Raw genomic sequence first — 16,318 nt, forward strand, 5'->3', positions numbered from 1 at the left:
GTTCCCCGTCTTTTTATTGATCAGCGAGTCTGATGAGCGTTGACGAATTGTCGGCAACGCTCGCTGCGTGGGTGTACGAACACATCGTCCGGCGAACCGGTTTCTTCGATCAGCCCCTGGTGCAGGAAGGCGACCTTGGAGGAGACATCGCGTGCGAAGGCCATTTCATGGGTCACCAGGATCATGGTCCGGCCTTCTTCGGCGAGAGAGCGGATCACCCGCAGCACTTCGCCGACCAGTTCCGGGTCGAGTGCGGAGGTGGGTTCATCGAACAGCATGACCTTGGGCCGCATGGCCAAGGCCCGGGCGATGGCGACCCGTTGCTGCTGGCCACCGGAGAGAAACGCCGGGTACTCGTTGCGCTTGGCCGCCAGTCCCACGCGTTCGAGCAAGGCTTCGGCCCGTTCGGTGGCCTCCGCGCGGCTTTCTCGCAGGACCTGGGTCGGTGCTTCGATAAGGTTTTCCAGCACGGTGCGATGGGGCCAGAGGTTGAAGTTCTGGAACACCATGCCCAGGCTCGAACGGATCCGCACCAGTTGTCTGGCGTCGGACACCAATGGCGCCCCCGGCCGATTCTGGTTCAGATGGATGCTTTCGCCATCCACCAGGATGCGGCCCTGGTCGGGTATTTCGAGCATATTGATGCAACGCAGCAAGGTACTTTTACCCGAGCCGCTGGCGCCAATCAGGGAGATCACTTCACCTTCACGGGCGGTCAGCGAAACACCCTTGAGCACCTCGATATTGCCAAAGCGTTTGTGCAGGCGATCGACTTCGATCATGGTCTTGCGGGCCACCGCCTCGATCGTCGCCTCGCTGCTCACCCGATTGATCACCGGGCGCGGCGCTTCACCGCTCAAAACCAGGACAAATTTGCGAATGCGCTGGCAGGCCTGGGCCAATCGCTCTTCGCCTTGGGTAAACGAGAGCCGCACAAAACCCTGGGCCGGCTCACCGAATGCAGCCGCATCCAATACCGAAACATGCGCCTCGCGCAGCAGCCGCCAGGCAAATTCCAGCGACGTCAGGCCGGTGCTGCGCACGTCCAGCAGCACAAACATCCCCGCGTCCGGGTTGAGTACCGATATCCCGCGACAATCCGCCAGGCTCTTCACCACCAGGTCGCGGCGACGGCGGTAAATGTCACGCATGCCGTGGGTGACGTCCGCATGGGACTGCACGGCCTTGAGTGCCGCCTCCATGACAAAACCCGGCAGGCCATAGAGCATGCTCAGCACCAGGTTTTCGACGTGGGCCACCAGGGTTTCGTTGGCGATGATCCAGCCGATGCGCCAGCCGGTCATGGCGTGGGATTTCGACAGGCTGCCGATCACCACGCAACGTTCGGCCATGCCCGGCATCGCTGCCAGGCTCAGGTGCTCACGCTCGAACGTCAGGCTTTCATAGACTTCATCCACTACCACCCACAAGTCATGGACAACGGCCAGCTCGGCGATCGCCTGCAATTCTTCGCGATTGAGCACGACGCCGGTAGGGTTGTTCGGGTTGGACAGGAACAGGGCTTTGGTGCGCGGGGTAATGGCCTTGGCCAGCACTGCGGCATCCAGGCGAAAACCGCCATCGGCAGCGCACGGTACGCGCACCAGCGTCGCGCCGGACGCCTTCAGGGTAGCCTCGTAGGTGACGTACATCGGGTCCAGGGCGATCACTTCGTCGCCAGCTGTCAGCAGGCACATTGATGCGGCGAACAGGGCATTCTGCGCCCCTGCCGTCAAAATCACGTTGGACGCGTGCAGCTCACGGTGGAACAGGGGGCTATGGCGGGCGGCAATCGCTTCGCGCAATTTCAGGCGACCGGCGATTTCGGTGTAGTGGGTATCGCCCTCACGCAGGGCATGAATGGCGGCGTCAGTGATGAAGTCAGGGGTGGGGAAGTCCGGATCGCCGACGCTGAGGATAATCACATCCTCGCCCCGGCGCTGGGCTTCATACGCTGCGTAGTGAATATCCCAGGCGGCAACGCCGTCACCAGTTATCCGCTGAACAAAGGGTGAAAACCGCATGCAAGTGCCTCGTTCGATAAGAAGAAACGCAAGCCCGCGCTACCAGCCGGGGAAGTGGGTCTCAACATAATCGAAGCTGAACAGTCGTTCAACAGATAATTCCTGCAGATTCGTGTTCAGTGTCAAGAGGTCGTTTTTACGACAGTGCTGCCGTTTCAAGGTACGCTTTTGCTGTGAATGTGCGGGCCGCATCACGAGCAGGGCCGGCGACACACATCTACCAAGGCCGACGTTATTCATCCTTTCGGTTGATGGGTTTCGTACCAAACATCTAAAGCTAATAGCGCGAACTTCCAGTTCAGGAGTTTTTCCATTCACGCATCGACGTCTCTGAGACGGGACTTTCAGCCCTACTGAGTACATGCGCTCGCCGAAAGTCCCAGCAGATACAAACATCCCCTTACAAATACACTCCTGGCTTAACTCCGAATATAGAACTACTAGTGATAGGTTACGCCGCTCGATCAGGCCCCTTGAGATGCCGAGCCGTATGATGCGCATCAATCCTCCCCGCCTTGCCGTTTACGTTGTGTTGGTGTGCCTGTTCGCGGGCGCCTGGTTTACCCACCCTGCCGCTGTCCATTCCTCCTTCGCCCTGATGAGCCCGGTGATGGCGGTGGCCGACAAAGTGGCCAAGCCCGTCTACACCAGTCGCTTCGCGTCCTCTGGCCTGGTGGACTTTGTGCATTCCTCGGCGGTTACCGCACTGCCTGACGGCAGCCTGATGTCGGTCTGGTTCGCCGGCACCCGCGAAGGCGCTGCAGACGTGCAGGTGCGTTCCGCCCGGTTCAACGCGAAAACCGGTGAATGGGGCGCGGAGCAGGTGTTGGCGACTCGGCAGTCGACCCAGCAAGGCACTCGAAAATACATTCGCAAGCTTGGCAACCCGGTCGTGGCGCTGGCGCCGGACAATCGCCTGTGGCTCTTCTATGTCTCGGTGTCGATGGGTGGTTGGGCCGGCAGTGCAGTCAATGTGATGGTCTCCGATGACTTAGGCGATAACTGGTCTGCGCCGCGCCAGTTGATCACCTCGCCCTTTCTGAATATCAGTACCCTGGTGCGTTCGGCACCCGTGTTTCATGCCGATGGTTCGATCGGCCTTCCGGTGTATCACGAGTTTCTCGGCAAGTTTGCCGAGTACCTGTACCTGAGCCCGGACGGCGATGTCATCGACAAATTCCGTATCAGTCGTGGCACCAATTCTTTGCAGCCGACGGTGGTGCCGCTGGATGGCCAGCGCGGCGTGGCCCTGCTGCGCTATGCCGGCGAGACCCACCACCGAGTGCTGGCAACGCGCACCGAAGACGCCGGGCAAACCTGGAGCGAACCCTATCCGCTGGACCCGTCCAACCCAAACTCTTCGCTGGCAGCGGTCGCCACGCCGAAACATGGCTTGCTGGTGGCACTCAATGACCTGCGCGAAGGCCGTTTCAAGCTGAGCCTGTACGGCACCGATGCTAAAATGGACGACTGGCGCGCCCTGCGCGACCTGGATAAATCACCTGACCCGGAAGGCGAGCCGTTTTCCCCGCAAGCCTACAAGGACATCATCGGCCAGAAATTTCGCGACTCCAGCGGAGCGCTGCGCCAGCCACTGGAAGCGCAGTTCCTGAGCAACCTGGACACCAGGGTCTGCACCAGTCGCGGGTGTGAGTTCGAGTACGAGTACCCCTACTTCATCCGCAGCCCAGACGGCATGTATCACCTGGTTTATTCCTGGAACAACACCTTCATCAAGCACGTCACCTTCAACGAAGCCTGGCTGTCCGAGCGCCTGAAATGATCAACCTGTGGCAAGCCCATCTCAGTTTCGCAATGATCATATTCCTCCTGCTGCCCGGCTTTGGCCTCGGCCGGCTCTGGCGCGGGGGGCTGCTGCTGGCCTTGCTCGCCGCCAGTTTCATTCCTCTGGACGGTTTGACGGTGGCGGCTTATCTGCGCAGTCACATCGATGACCTGGCGATTACCACGATGATCCTGATGGCGTGGGCGTGCCTGCGCCGCCTGGAAATCCTCGCGCCTGCGCCACGTGGATATGTCGGCGTGCTGGTGATCTTCGCCGCCATGGCCGTGCTGTTGTATCCGGCGACGCTGGGCTGGACGTACGTCGATCCATACCGGCTGGGTTTCAGCCCGCGCGTGCTGCTGACCTTGATTGCCTTGCTCACGCTCGGCCTGTACTACCTGCGCAACGGCCTGGCAGTGGCCATGCTGGCGGGCGCGACCCTGGCCTTTATGGTGGGGCTCAAACCTTCGCACAACTATTGGGATTACCTGGTGGATCCACTGCTGGGGCTGTATTGCTGCGTTGCGCTGCTGGTGCTCGGCACCCGCCAGGCCTATCGCTGGTTCCTCAGCCGGCGTGGATCGGCTAGCCACAGGTCCATTTAGATTTAACGACTTTAAACAGGGGAACAGGGATGGGTTGGTTGCAATCGAGACGCTTGCATTACTGGGTGGGCGCGACCGCGATCGTGTTTGCGCTGTTCGCGGTATTGCGAGTGGTGTTCTTCTTCGGCTTTTCAGGGTTTGACTCTAGCGCCCTGAGCGCCCAACCCGCCATTGTGGAAACCCTGGGCATCGGCTTTCGTTTCGACTTGCGCCTGGCCATCCTCACCGTGTTGCCCCTGGCGTTGCTGGCGTGGATTCCGCGCTGGAACCTGACCACCAGCCGCGTGCTGCGCCTTGTCGCCAGGGTCTATCTGGTGGCGGCCCTGAGTGTTCTGCTGCTGATCTACATCATCGATTTTGGTCACTACGCCTACCTTGGTGTGCGCATCAATGCCACCGTGCTGCGCTTCATCGAGGACGCGCAGATCTCCCGCGACATGGTCTGGCAGACGTACCCGGTGATCTGGATCAGCCTCGGCTGGCTGGCCACGGTAGCGCTGGTGACCCTTGCCTTGATGCGCCTGGAACGGGTCACGCTGGATCGCCCGCGCAAGGTCATTCACCCACTCTCCGCCACCTGGGGCAGTGCGTTGATGGTGGTGCTGGTGCTGCTGGGCATCCTCGGCCGAGTAGAAAACATGAACCTGGAAAATCCGGTTCCCCTGCGCTGGAGCGATGCGTTTTTCTCCAGCAACAACCAGATCGCGGCATTGGGCCTGAACCCGGTGATTTTCCTCTACGACACGGTCAAGGTTGGCCAGTCCCGGTACGACGAACAGCAGGTGCGCGAGCACTACGCAGTCATGTCCCGCTACCTGGGCGTCGACCAGCCGGACGCGCAAACCCTCAATTTTGTTAGGCACCAGGCGCCGCAACCCTACAAGATTCCCGGCTCGCGCCCACCGAACGTGATGTTCGTGATGCTCGAATCCCTGGGTACCAGCGCTGTCGGGGCCTACGGCAACCCGATCGATCCGACGCCGAACATTGACCGGCTCGCCAAGCAGAGCTGGTTCTTCGAGCATTTCTACGTGCCAGTCACCGGCACCGCAAAAACCGTGTGGGCGAGCATTTCCGGGGTGCCCGATGTCACCCGCCAGGAAACCGCGACGCGCAACCCGCTGATCACCCAGCAGAACACCCTGATCAACGCCTTCACCGGCTACGAGAAGATCTACACCATCGGCGGCAACTCCGGCTGGGCCAACATGAACGCCCTGATTCGCCAGAGCATCGATGGCGTGCGGTTGTACGAGGAGCGCGACTGGAAAGCGCCGGTCGTCGATGTCTGGGGGATTTCCGACCTGGACCTGTTCAAGGAAACCGACACGATCCTGCAGGCGCTGCCCAAGGACAAACCGTTCTTTGCCTATGTGCAAACCGCCGGCAATCATCGCCCTTTTACCATCCCCGCGCTCAATGACGGCTTCGAGGTCAAGCACCCGACCCTGGCCGAAGTTCAGGCTGCCGGCTCGCGCAGTGTCGAGCAGTACAACGCCGTGCGCCTGCTGGACTTCAACATCGGTCGCCTGATGGAAATCGCCAAGGCAGGCGGCTGGTACGAGAACACCATTTTCGTGCTGTTTGGCGATCACAACACCCGCATCGCGCAGATCCCGTTTCTGGCCCCGGCCTACGAACAGCTGGGCCTGGAAAGCAATGCCGTGCCGATGATCATCCATGCCCCTGCGCTGCTGGGCTCGCGCACCGTCGAGGAAGCCGTGGGCCTGGTGGATTTGCTGCCCACCGTGGCCGGCATGGCGGGCCTGGAGTTTCGCAACAGCGGCATGGGCCGGGATATCCAGCAACCCGCCCCCGAAGGCGAACGCGTGGTGCCGCTGGTCTTGCGTGAGGGCACCTTCCCGCTGATTGCCGGCGTGACCCAGCATTTCATGGTGCAGATGGAACACGACGGCAGCTCGCCGACCTTGCACGACCTGGCGTCGATGACCCCGACGGATGACGTGGCCCGGCAGAACCCCGAGGAGTTCAAGCGCCTCGTGCAATTGACCCGTGGCATGCACGAAACTTCGAGGCTGATGCTCTACCAGAACGTGCGCAAGTAACGGCCTGACAAGTGCTGGCGGACAAATGTGACCTTATATATCCGGGCCAGTTTTGCCGGCACTTGATACCATCCAGCACACTTGTGTGACGATTTAGTGGCTGGAATGTATTTTGTGAACAAACTCCGTCTCGGGTTGCAGCAACCCTACGCGCGTCTTATTGCCCTGCTCGGCCTGGTACTGGTCGTGCCCCTGTGCCTGCGCGCAGCACTGGGCTGGTCAAATCCTCACGGATATTTGTCGGACCTGGCCATCGGCAGCCTGCTGCTGGTGCTGTTGCATCGTCGCCCCTGGTGGCTGGCACTGCCGGTGTTGCTGGCATGGGGCTTCCTGACGGTGGCCAGCGCCGAGCTGGTCAGTGCCGTCGGCCGACTGCCCAACGTGTCGGATGTGCATTACCTGATCGACCCGCAGTTCCTGGAAAACTCCACCGGTGGCGGCTTCGCCCAGCCCTGGCTGGCAGCCTCGTTGCTGGTCGCACTGGGCGTATGGTTGCTCAGCCATTGGCTTGCGCCCTCGCCCCCCTCGCCGTCCCTGCCCCGTCATGCCTGGAGCGCTCCGCTGCTGCTGCTCATTGCCCACTGGGGAGCGCAGCACTTGCAGCCTACTGATGCCGATCAGTGGCGGGTCTACAACCTGCCCCATCAATTGATGGCCGCTGGCACGGGCAACGTGCAGATGGCGGTGGAGGAATGGCTGGAGGGCGACGTCGTCGACGTGCCGCCGCAGATGGCTGGCCTGGTCCAACTCGACCTGGACGGCCAGCGGCTGCTGGCCGGTCGCGGACAGGCGCGCAATGTGCTGGTCATCGCCCTGGAAGGCATTCCCGGTGCCTACATCGGGGCCAACCGCGAAGCGTTGCACAGCAGCTATCAGGAGGACCTGATGCCGCGACTCAGTCGCTGGGCGCAACGCGGCATGAATACCCCTGACTACGTGCTGCACAGCCACCAGACCATCCGCGGCCTGTACGCCATGCTGTGCGGTGACTACGACAAACTCGACAACGGCACTCCCAAAGGCGTGGAGATGCTCACCCAAAGCGCGCGCAACCAGGACTGCCTGCCGGCACAGCTGCGCAAGAACGGCTTTGCCACGCATTACCTCCAGGGTGCCGGCCTGCGCTTCATGGCCAAAGACAAGATCATGCCGCACATCGGCTTCGACACGACCCTGGGCCTTGAATGGTTCACCAACGCATCGTATCTGGACTTCCCGTGGGGCAAGGACGACAAGGCCTTCTTCGAAGGTGCGCTGGACTATGTCGGCCAGCTCAAGAAACAAAAACAACCGTGGATGCTGACCCTGCTCACCGTCGGCACCCACCAGCCCTATTCCGCCCCCGAAGACTACCTGCAACGCTACGACACCCCCAAGCAGGCAGCGGTCGGTTACCTGGATGATGCCCTCGACCAGTTCCTCAGCGACCTGGAGCGCCAGGGCGTGCTCAAGGACACCCTGGTGGTGATCACCTCCGACGAGTCCCATGGCATCGATGGCGTGCGCCTCGCTTCATCATGGGGGTTCAACCTGACCCTCGCACCGGATCAGGCGCAGTTGCCACACATCAAACCCGGGGTGTACGGCCACGTGGACTTGAGTACGTCGATCCTCGACTACTTCGCCCTGCCCGTGCCGGCCACCCTGAGCGGCCGCTCCCTGTTTCGCGACTACGCCACCGGGCGCGAGATCATGTCCTACACCAACGGCAACCTGCGCTATCACGATGGCCAGGGCACCTTCACCGAGTGCGATTTCCAGCAACGCTGCCGGTACTACGCCAGTGAAGGCTTCATCGCAGAGCGGGCGAAGCTGCTCGGCCAATACGGCGGCCAGCGTGCCCGGCAGATTGCGGCGCGCGCCACGGCCCTGGATCAAACCCTGATGCAGACGCCCCTGAACCAGCGTTATCAGTTCGGCAGCCCGGCAAGCATTCCGCTGCAGGCGCAAATCAAGGATGACTGGGCCGACAACCTCATCGGCGCGCAATACCTGGAAATGCCCAAGGGCTCGCACACCCGGGTGCGCCTGACCGTGCGCTCGGTCGACAGCCAGGACAATGCCTACATCCTGCTCAAGACCAAGGAATTCGAACGGGACGTTCAAGTAGGGTTGCCGGCTGAAATGCTGGTCACCGCCGACCAGCCGCTGGAGATGGACTTCAGCTTCGACAATCCCGAGTCGCGCAAGGCTTTTTCTTTCCACTTGCTGGGATACGGTACAGGCGCCGTCGAGGTCAGTGACTTCAGCGTGATTACCGAATTGCCGGGACAGGAAGAACCGGTTGGCGAAACCCTTGATGATGATACGGCGGAGTCGAGCTGAGTAACGGGTGCGCGGTCTGAGCAGCCTTGCGTTATTCCGACACCGCTACCTGGTTACGCCCTCGCGCCTTGGCACGGTACAACGCCTTGTCCGCGTTGTTCATCAGGCTGTGCAAATCATGATCCTCGCTCCCCATCGACGCGACCCCCAGGCTGGCCGTGATGCAGTGCACCGGCCCGGTCATCGACCCTGCGATGGAGCGCGTGACCTGCTCTGCAATATCCAGCGCCACCTCGATGCAAGTGTCGGGCAACAACACCGCGAACTCCTCGCCACCTAAGCGTCCATACACATCCGTAGGCCGGAACGACTTGCTGATCACCACCCCCATCTGCCGCAACACCTGGTCCCCGACCTGATGGCCGTAGGTGTCATTGATGTGCTTGAAATGATCCATGTCCAGCATTACCACGCACAGTGGCAATCGGTGATTCATGCAGTGGCTGTACAACTGCTGCGCTTGCTCGAAGAACGCACGCCGATTGTTCAATCCGGTGAGCTCGTCGGTCTGCGCGGCGCGGGTGGAAATGCTGTGCGCCTGTTCCATTTCCCGGGTCAGGCGAAAGGCAGTTTCCAGCGCCTGGGACAACTTGCGGGTCGCGCCGGCCACAAAAGAAGCGAACACCAGCACCGCCAGGGCCATGCCCACCTGAATCGTTGACGACTGGAACAACAGCCAGACAGTACAGGGCAGCAACACCAGGGCTATCGACGCCAGGGTCATGTGGCTATAGGACGAATAGCAGGACACGGCGCTGACCGACATCCCCACCGCGAACAACATGACCAGCGCCTGGGATAACAGGTCGTTCGTGGGCATCACCGCCAGTGCCCCGCCCCCCCAGATGCCTGCCGACAGGACCAGCGTCAGCCAGTATATGAGCTCCCAGCGTTGCGGGGTACGCTCCAGGTCGGGGCTGCGGAAATAGGCAATAAACATTCCCAGACGCAATAACGACGACACCGACAACAAGGCGATCCAGGAAAACACCACGTTGTGATCCAGGTTGTCCCAGCATAGCCAGCACAGCATGAGAGCGGCCAGGTAACTGCCAAATACCGCAGAAACCGATTGGTGAAACAACTGGTGCAACCGGTCCGAGCGCACCTGATCGGCGATCTGCGTTTGCTGGTCGTACCGAGGCCCAATTCGATCCATGTGATCCGCCTGATCATGCTGCCGGTAAAAACGCGATTGTGGCAGCCCGCCACTAGTGCCCGCTATTGAATAACACTCATTTGCGACGAAAATTCGTTACGGGAGCTAGCTTGCTCGCGGGGATCGTCAACGATAACGCGGAGAACTTGATACCCCACGGCGCGCTGGAGTTCTTCGGCAGCTAGCTCGCTCCTACAGGTTCAACGTTCAATATTGTAGTGCATCAACCGGCTTGTCCCTGACGCTGGAACTGACGCGGTGACAAACCAAAGCGCGTGCGAAACTCCCGTGAAAAATGCGCGCCATCGGCGAACCCGCAGTCCATGGCAATTTGCGTGATGCTGCTGTGACTGTTGAGCAGTAACCAGCTGCCGTATTCCACCCGCAACGAGCGCTGGAATTCCATGGGCGAAATGCCCAGCGACTGTTGGAACGCGCGAGTCAGTTGCCGACGCCCAAGGCCGACATAGCGCGCAATGGCGTCCAGCGTGGGCAGGCTGTCCATGCGCTGCTCGATGTAGTGCGCGGCCTGGCGCACCCGCTCATCCTTGATGTCCGCCAGGTTCGCATAGAAATGCGCCTGGGGCTGACGCCCCTGGCGAATCCCCTGCAACATCATATGCCGCACGGCCTGCTGGGCTTTTTCGCGCCCGCAGTGGCGCGCCACCAGGTACAAGCCCAGGTCGATTGCCGCCGTTGAACCGGCACAGGTAATCAAATCTCCCTCGTCGATGAATAGATGGTCCACCGCTGCTGGCGTTTTCGGAAACCGCGCGCGAAACGCGTCCAGCACGTTCCAGTGCACACAGACCGAGCGGTTTCCTACCACACCTGCCTGGGCGAGTGCGAAGGTGCCGGTGCAGATGCCCAGTAATCGGGTGCGGCTGTTTGCTGCGCGCTGCAACCAGTCCCGCAAATACCCCGGCAAATGGGTATTGGGGTAATCGTTGCCACCGCAGATGGCGATGTAGTCGAACTGCTCCAGGTCCTGCTCCAATGCGCCTGTAACCTCCAGCGTGATCCCGGCGCTGGAGGTTCGGGGCAACCCGTCAACGCTCATCACACGCCAGGCAGTATGGATCTGCCGACTGGCGCCGCCGATATCTGCAGACAACCGCAGCACATCCACAAATCCGGAAAACGCCGCCAGGGTGAACTGGTCGAGCAACACCAGTCCCACCGACAACTGCGGGCGAGTGTTCGCCTGCGCGTCGGTGCCGCTCGATACATGGCAATCGTGGAGATTCTGAGTCATTTTGGGCATGACCCAACTATTCAACTTTAAGACCCCGGTGTGCAAGCGCTCGTATCGACGTTACGAGCAAGATGCAGACAAGGGGAACAGCTCGACTACGCCCCAGAGGACATGAGATGAGAACAACAACCCGCACTAAAATCACAGTCGCGCTATCGCTGGCGGGCTGCATCTCCTCGCAAGGCGCCATGGCGGATCAGCCAAAACTGACCGTCGCGTTGTACGGCGGCAACTGGGGAGACGCGTTCCTCAATTGTGTTGCAGAACCTTTCACCAAAGCCACCGGCATTGCCGTGGCAGCGGAAGTCGGCACCTCGACCACGACACTCGCCAAGCTTCAACAGCAAAAATCCAGCCCCGCCATCGACGTCGCGTGGATGGATGGCGGCATCAGCGAACTCGCTTACGCGGCAGGCGTGATCGCCGACCTCGACCCGGCAGCCATTCCCAACCTGAAAAACGTCGAGGAAAAAGGGCTGTACGCCGAAGCGGGCCATACCTTCGCTGTCAGCAGCGGCTTCTACTCTTTGGGCCTGACCTACAACACCCGGGAAATCAAAGAGGCACCGACCAGCTGGAAGGACCTGTGGAAGCCCGAGTACGCTGCTGCGATAGCGTTGCCCTCGCCCGCCAATTCTTCCGGGGTGCCCTTCGTGTTCTTCATGGCCGATGTCTGGGGTATCGATCGCGCCGATCTGGCACCTCTTTACAGCAAGCTGGGAGCACTGGACACCGCGCTGTTCTTCGACAGTTCGGGCGCCGCTACCAACGCTTTCCAGAGTGGCGAAGCGATCATCGGCGCGCACTTCAACGTCGGTGCCTGGGACTTGATCGACAAGGGAGCCCCCATCGGCTTCACCATTCCCAAGGAAGGAGCATGGGCGACCGACGCGCGCCTGCACCTGATCAAGGGCGCGCGCAACACCAAGGCCGCTGAGCAATTCATCAATACCGCACTGACCCAGGAAGCGGCGTCCTGCCTGGCCGGCAAGCTGTACCTGGGCCCGGCGGTGAAAGGCGTGGAAGTCTCGCAGGAGGTCGCCCGCAAGTTGCCATGGGGCGCAGGCGGATCGATCAAGGACCTGCGCCTGTTCGACTGGGCGCAGATCAACGCCCAGCGCGCCAGTGTCACCAACGATTGGAACCGCAAAGTCACCGCCAAATAGCTCAAGAGGTCTGCAATGTCAGTTTTATTGAGCATCGACAGCGTCTGCAAGAACTTTGGGCCTTACCAGGCATTGGACAATATCAACCTGGACATCGAGCAGGGCGAGTTCATCGTCCTGCTGGGTCCCAGCGGCTGTGGCAAGACCACCCTGCTGCGCTCGATCGCCGGTTTCATGCAGCCTGATTCCGGGAGCATTGCGATCGACGGCCAGGACGTCAGTCGCCTGCCACCCTACCGTCGGCCACTGAACACGGTCTTTCAGAACTACGCGCTGTTTCCGCACATGACGGTGCTGGAAAACGTCGCCTACGGCCCACGACGCCAGGGCGTCAACCGTGGCGAAGCCCGCGAACGGGCTCGTGAAGCGCTGGCGCTGGTGGGCCTCGAAGCGCTGGGCGAGCGTTACCCAAGCGGCATGTCCGGCGGCCAGCAGCAGCGGGTTGCATTGGCCCGGGCCATCGTCAATAAACCGAAATTGCTGTTGCTCGACGAACCGCTCTCGGCGCTCGACATGAAACTGCGCAAACGCATGCAGCTGGAGCTCAAGCATCTGCAAGCGAAGCTGGGGATTGCGTTTATTTTCGTCACCCATGACCAGGAAGAGGCGATGACCATCGCCGATCGTATCGTGGTGATGAATGCCGGCCGCATCGAACAAACCGGTACCAGCAGCGCCATCTACAGCGCACCGGCTTCGCGTTTCGTCGCTGACTTTATCGGCGAAGCCAATCTCATCGACTACCAGGTCACCGGCAACGATGAAATACGCCTGGGTATCCGCAACCAACCGCTGGTGCGCAACACAAGTGCCATCCCGTCACAAGGCGTGGCCGTGCTGCGCCCCGAACATTTGCAGGTGCTGGAACCCGCTGCTGCCGAGACGCCCGGCTGCCACGAAATCCACGGTACCGTCAGCGACGTCGTTACCGTCGGCAGCCATACGCTGATCCATGCCCTGATTGACGGGCAAATGATCATCGCGCGCACCATGGGCTTTCCAGGGCCGGACATGGTTGCCGGCAGCACGGTGCGCCTGGGCTTCAACCCCGCTCATCTGCACCCGATCGGGGAGTCGGTATGAAACGCAAGACGCTCGCCCCGCTGCTGATGCTCTTTGCAGCCCTGGCATTTTTCGCGGCGTTCTTTCTTGCGCCGTTTGCCGTGGTGATCTTCGCCAGCTTCACCCAGGGCGCGGACCAGGCCTTTACCGTCGATCACTATATTCGGGTGTTGGGCGATCAGTACCATTGGGACGTCATCCTGGTGACCTTCCGCATCGCCGCGCTGACCACCCTGGTGTCTTTGCTGCTGGGCTACCCGCTGGCCTGGTACCTGGTGCGTGTCGTGAAGTGGCGGGCCTGGCGGCGCGCCTGTGTGATCCTGCTGGTGGTGCCGATGTTCACCAGCAACATCGTCCGCTCGTTCGGCTGGATGGTGCTGCTGGGGCGCAAGGGCCTGGTGAATCAGAGCCTGATGGACACTGGCCTGATCGACACTCCAGTGCGGTTTCTCGGCACCGAGCTGGGCATCCTGATCGGCATGGTCTACATCCTCCTGCCATTCATCGTGCTCGCGGCAGGCAATGCCCTGGCGCAGGTCGACCCGGCCTACGAGCAAGCCTCCGAAGATCTCGGCGCCAGTCCCCGGGCCACGTTTTTCCACGTGGTGCTACCACTGACTATGCCTGGCATCATCTCCGGCTCGATCATGGTGTTCACCCTGGCAGCCAGTGCCTATGTCACCCCGGCACTGCTGTCGGGCGGCAGGATCTCGGTGCTGTCGATGTTGATTTTCCAGCAATACAGCTCGGTATTCGACTTCAACTACGGCGGCGCCCTGAGCGTGGTGCTGCTGATCTTCACCCTGGTCATGGTCGGCCTTGCCGGTCGGGTTGGCAGTGTCAGAGGGAGCAATCAATGATCACTCGAATGCTGGTTCGCCTGGTGGCCTGGGCAGTGCTCGGCTACATGCTGTTGCCCCTGGTGGTGATCATGGGCGTCTCCTCCCCCGCCTCTTCTTTCCTCGCATTCCCGCCTCAAGGCTGGACGCTGGACTGGTACGCCAAGATGCTCAGCGACCCAAGCTATGTGGCCTCGTTTGCCACCAGCACGGTCCTGGCGTTGGTCGCGACATGTGTTGCAGTGCTGCTCAGCGTGCCGGCGGCCCTGGCGATTGCGCGTTACGAGTTCGCCGGAAAACAGGCGATCCTGGCTGCCCTGACGTCCCCGCTGGTGTTCCCGCATATCGTGCTCGGCGCAGCGCTGCTGCAGTTTGGTGGCTACTTCGGCTTGACCCGCAGCTTCCTCGCGCTGCTGATCGGCCACACCATCATCATCTCGCCCTTCGTGTTGCGCTCGGTGCTGTCGATGCTGACGCCAGAGCAACGTGCGCTGGAGGAAGCGTCCAGTGACCTGGGCGGTACCCCCTGGGCAACCTTCTTTCTGGTGGTGCTGCCACAGATCCGGCCCGGGATCGTCACCGGTTCTATCTTTGCCTTCATCTCGTCGTGGATCAACGTTGAGCTGTCGATCTTCAACACAACCCCGGACCTGAACACCATACCGGTGAAGCTTTTCAACTATGTGCAGTACACCGTCGACCCAACCATTGCTGCCGCCTCAGGGGCGACCATCGTCGTGGTCGTCATTGCCGTCATCATTCTGGACCTGTGTATCGGTCTCGATCTTTTGTCAGAACGCAAATAAATCCCACCCCTAAATCCCGCAAGCCAGGAGTTCAGTCATGCGTATGCAAGACACGTTCGATGTCATCTATACCCATACCGAAGGTGAACCACTGTGCATCGTGCACAGCGGCATCCCCTACCCCACAGGTTCGACCATTCTGGCCAAGCGTGCCTTTCTTGAGCAGAACTACGACTGGCTGCGTAAGGCGCTGATGCGGGAACCTCGCGGCCACAAGGACATGTTCGGCGTCTTCCTCACCCCGCCTTCGAGCAGTGAATTCGACGCAGGCCTGATCTACATGGACGGCAGTGTGTATTCCCACATGTGCGGCCACGGCACGATCGCCGTCAGCATGGCCATGGTTGCCCTGGGCCTGGTCCCGCGTGGTGCTGATGGCATCACCAAAATTCGCTTTGAAACCACCGCAGGGCTGGTGGTCGCGGAAGTCGCATCTGAAGGCGACAAAGTCCTCTGGACCCGTTTCGAAAACGTCCCGGCCTACGTGGCGGCCCAGGACATTCCGGTGCACCTGCCAGGCTATGGCGACCTCAAGGCAGACCTGGTCTGGGGCGGCAATTACTTCGGCATCGTCGACCTGACCAATTGTGACCTGCGCATCAGCCCGGAGAACGGCAGCGAACTGTCGCGCCTCGGTCTGCTGGCGCGGGATCAGATCCAGAAACAACTGAAGATCCAGCACCCCACCGAGGCGCACATCAACGACCTCAACTTCATCACGTTCTGGCATCCGGCAACCATCGACGGAGCGTTCTACAAGAACGTCCACGTGTTCAGCGCTGGCCAGCTCGACCGCTCCCCAGGCGGCACGGGCACCAGCGCGATGATGGCGATGTTCGAAGCCCGGGGCAAACTCGGGCTGAACCAGCCGATCCTGTCTGAAGGCTTGCTGGGCAGCGGCACGTTTGAAGGCTGCCTGTTGGGTGAAGTCGACCTCAACGGTACCCGTGCGGTGCGCCCGACCGTCAAGGGCACCGCGAGTATCCTGGGGACCTCGCGTTGGGTCATTGAGCGTAACGACCCGGTCGGTGCAGGTTTCGTCGTTAACTGACCACTGCCCGCGCCCGGCGCACCACGCCGGGCATGCCCCTCTGCGGCGCGCGCATCCTCGCAACCGCCCGACACCCTGTGTAAGAGACTTTCCCTATCGTCCCCTAACACTCCACCTATTAGCTGAGTGCCCAACTCGGGTCTACCCTTAGGGCTGCTCTGGCGCCACAAGCTG

General features: G+C 61.1%; 12 protein-coding genes. 9 read left to right on the forward strand and 3 right to left on the reverse strand.

Going from position 1 to position 16,318, the window contains the following annotated elements; genetic code table 11:
• Nucleotides 1-20: 20 nt before the first annotated feature.
• Nucleotides 21-2,024, reverse strand: a complete 2,004-nt coding sequence (locus UB23_RS30535; protein ID WP_045057364.1) for an aminotransferase class I/II-fold pyridoxal phosphate-dependent enzyme — start codon at nucleotides 2,022-2,024, stop codon at nucleotides 21-23.
• Between the two features lie 490 nt (nucleotides 2,025-2,514).
• Between UB23_RS30535 and UB23_RS00130 the strand changes: the two genes are divergently transcribed.
• From UB23_RS00130 to UB23_RS00145, 4 genes are all read left to right on the forward strand, one after another.
• On the forward strand, nucleotides 2,515-3,807 hold the full coding sequence (locus UB23_RS00130; protein WP_442963616.1) for a sialidase family protein: 1,293 nt from the start codon (nucleotides 2,515-2,517) through the stop codon (nucleotides 3,805-3,807).
• Nucleotides 3,804-4,415 carry a hypothetical protein gene (locus tag UB23_RS00135; protein ID WP_045057365.1) on the forward strand — a complete coding sequence of 204 codons (612 nt, stop codon included), beginning with the start codon at nucleotides 3,804-3,806 and terminating at the stop codon, nucleotides 4,413-4,415. The genes UB23_RS00130 and UB23_RS00135 overlap by 4 nt, the downstream gene beginning before the upstream one ends.
• 29 nt (nucleotides 4,416-4,444) lie before the next feature.
• Nucleotides 4,445-6,481 carry an LTA synthase family protein gene (locus tag UB23_RS00140; protein WP_045057366.1) on the forward strand — a complete coding sequence of 679 codons (2,037 nt, stop codon included), beginning with the start codon at nucleotides 4,445-4,447 and terminating at the stop codon, nucleotides 6,479-6,481.
• Nucleotides 6,482-6,586: 105 nt separating this feature from the next.
• On the forward strand, nucleotides 6,587-8,806 hold the full coding sequence (locus UB23_RS00145; RefSeq protein WP_152644214.1) for an LTA synthase family protein: 2,220 nt from the start codon (nucleotides 6,587-6,589) through the stop codon (nucleotides 8,804-8,806).
• A gap of 31 nt (nucleotides 8,807-8,837) precedes the next feature.
• On the opposite strand, the gene UB23_RS00150 is transcribed toward UB23_RS00145, so the two are convergent.
• Nucleotides 8,838-9,965, reverse strand: a complete 1,128-nt coding sequence (locus tag UB23_RS00150) for a GGDEF domain-containing protein (RefSeq protein WP_045057367.1) — start codon at nucleotides 9,963-9,965, stop codon at nucleotides 8,838-8,840.
• A 223-nt stretch (nucleotides 9,966-10,188) separates the two neighbouring features.
• Nucleotides 10,189-11,220, reverse strand: a complete 1,032-nt coding sequence (locus UB23_RS00155; protein WP_045057404.1) for a GlxA family transcriptional regulator — start codon at nucleotides 11,218-11,220, stop codon at nucleotides 10,189-10,191.
• Between the two features lie 116 nt (nucleotides 11,221-11,336).
• Here UB23_RS00155 and UB23_RS00160 point away from each other — a divergent pair, with 116 nt between their 5' ends.
• Genes UB23_RS00160 through UB23_RS00180 form a run of 5 tightly spaced genes read left to right on the forward strand, consistent with a single transcriptional unit; the run spans nucleotide 11,337 to nucleotide 16,144 of the window.
• Nucleotides 11,337-12,386, forward strand: a complete 1,050-nt coding sequence (locus UB23_RS00160) for an ABC transporter substrate-binding protein (RefSeq protein WP_045057368.1) — start codon at nucleotides 11,337-11,339, stop codon at nucleotides 12,384-12,386.
• 15 nt (nucleotides 12,387-12,401) lie between these two features.
• Complete coding sequence (locus tag UB23_RS00165; RefSeq protein ID WP_045057369.1) at nucleotides 12,402-13,469, forward strand: ABC transporter ATP-binding protein; 1,068 nt, start codon at nucleotides 12,402-12,404, stop codon at nucleotides 13,467-13,469.
• Nucleotides 13,466-14,308, forward strand: coding sequence for an ABC transporter permease (locus UB23_RS00170; RefSeq protein ID WP_045057370.1), 843 nt, complete (start codon nucleotides 13,466-13,468; stop codon nucleotides 14,306-14,308). The genes UB23_RS00165 and UB23_RS00170 overlap by 4 nt, the downstream gene beginning before the upstream one ends.
• Nucleotides 14,305-15,093, forward strand: a complete 789-nt coding sequence (locus UB23_RS00175; RefSeq protein WP_045057371.1) for an ABC transporter permease — start codon at nucleotides 14,305-14,307, stop codon at nucleotides 15,091-15,093. Before UB23_RS00170 ends, UB23_RS00175 begins: the two co-directional genes overlap by 4 nt.
• A gap of 37 nt (nucleotides 15,094-15,130) precedes the next feature.
• Nucleotides 15,131-16,144 (forward strand): proline racemase family protein, encoded by a 1,014-nt coding sequence (locus UB23_RS00180; RefSeq protein ID WP_045057372.1) that lies wholly within the window; start codon nucleotides 15,131-15,133, stop codon nucleotides 16,142-16,144.
• Nucleotides 16,145-16,318 lie beyond the last annotated feature (174 nt).

The organism is Pseudomonas sp. ES3-33 (genome assembly GCF_000952175.1).
GTDB classification, from domain to species: domain Bacteria; phylum Pseudomonadota; class Gammaproteobacteria; order Pseudomonadales; family Pseudomonadaceae; genus Aquipseudomonas; species Aquipseudomonas gregormendelii.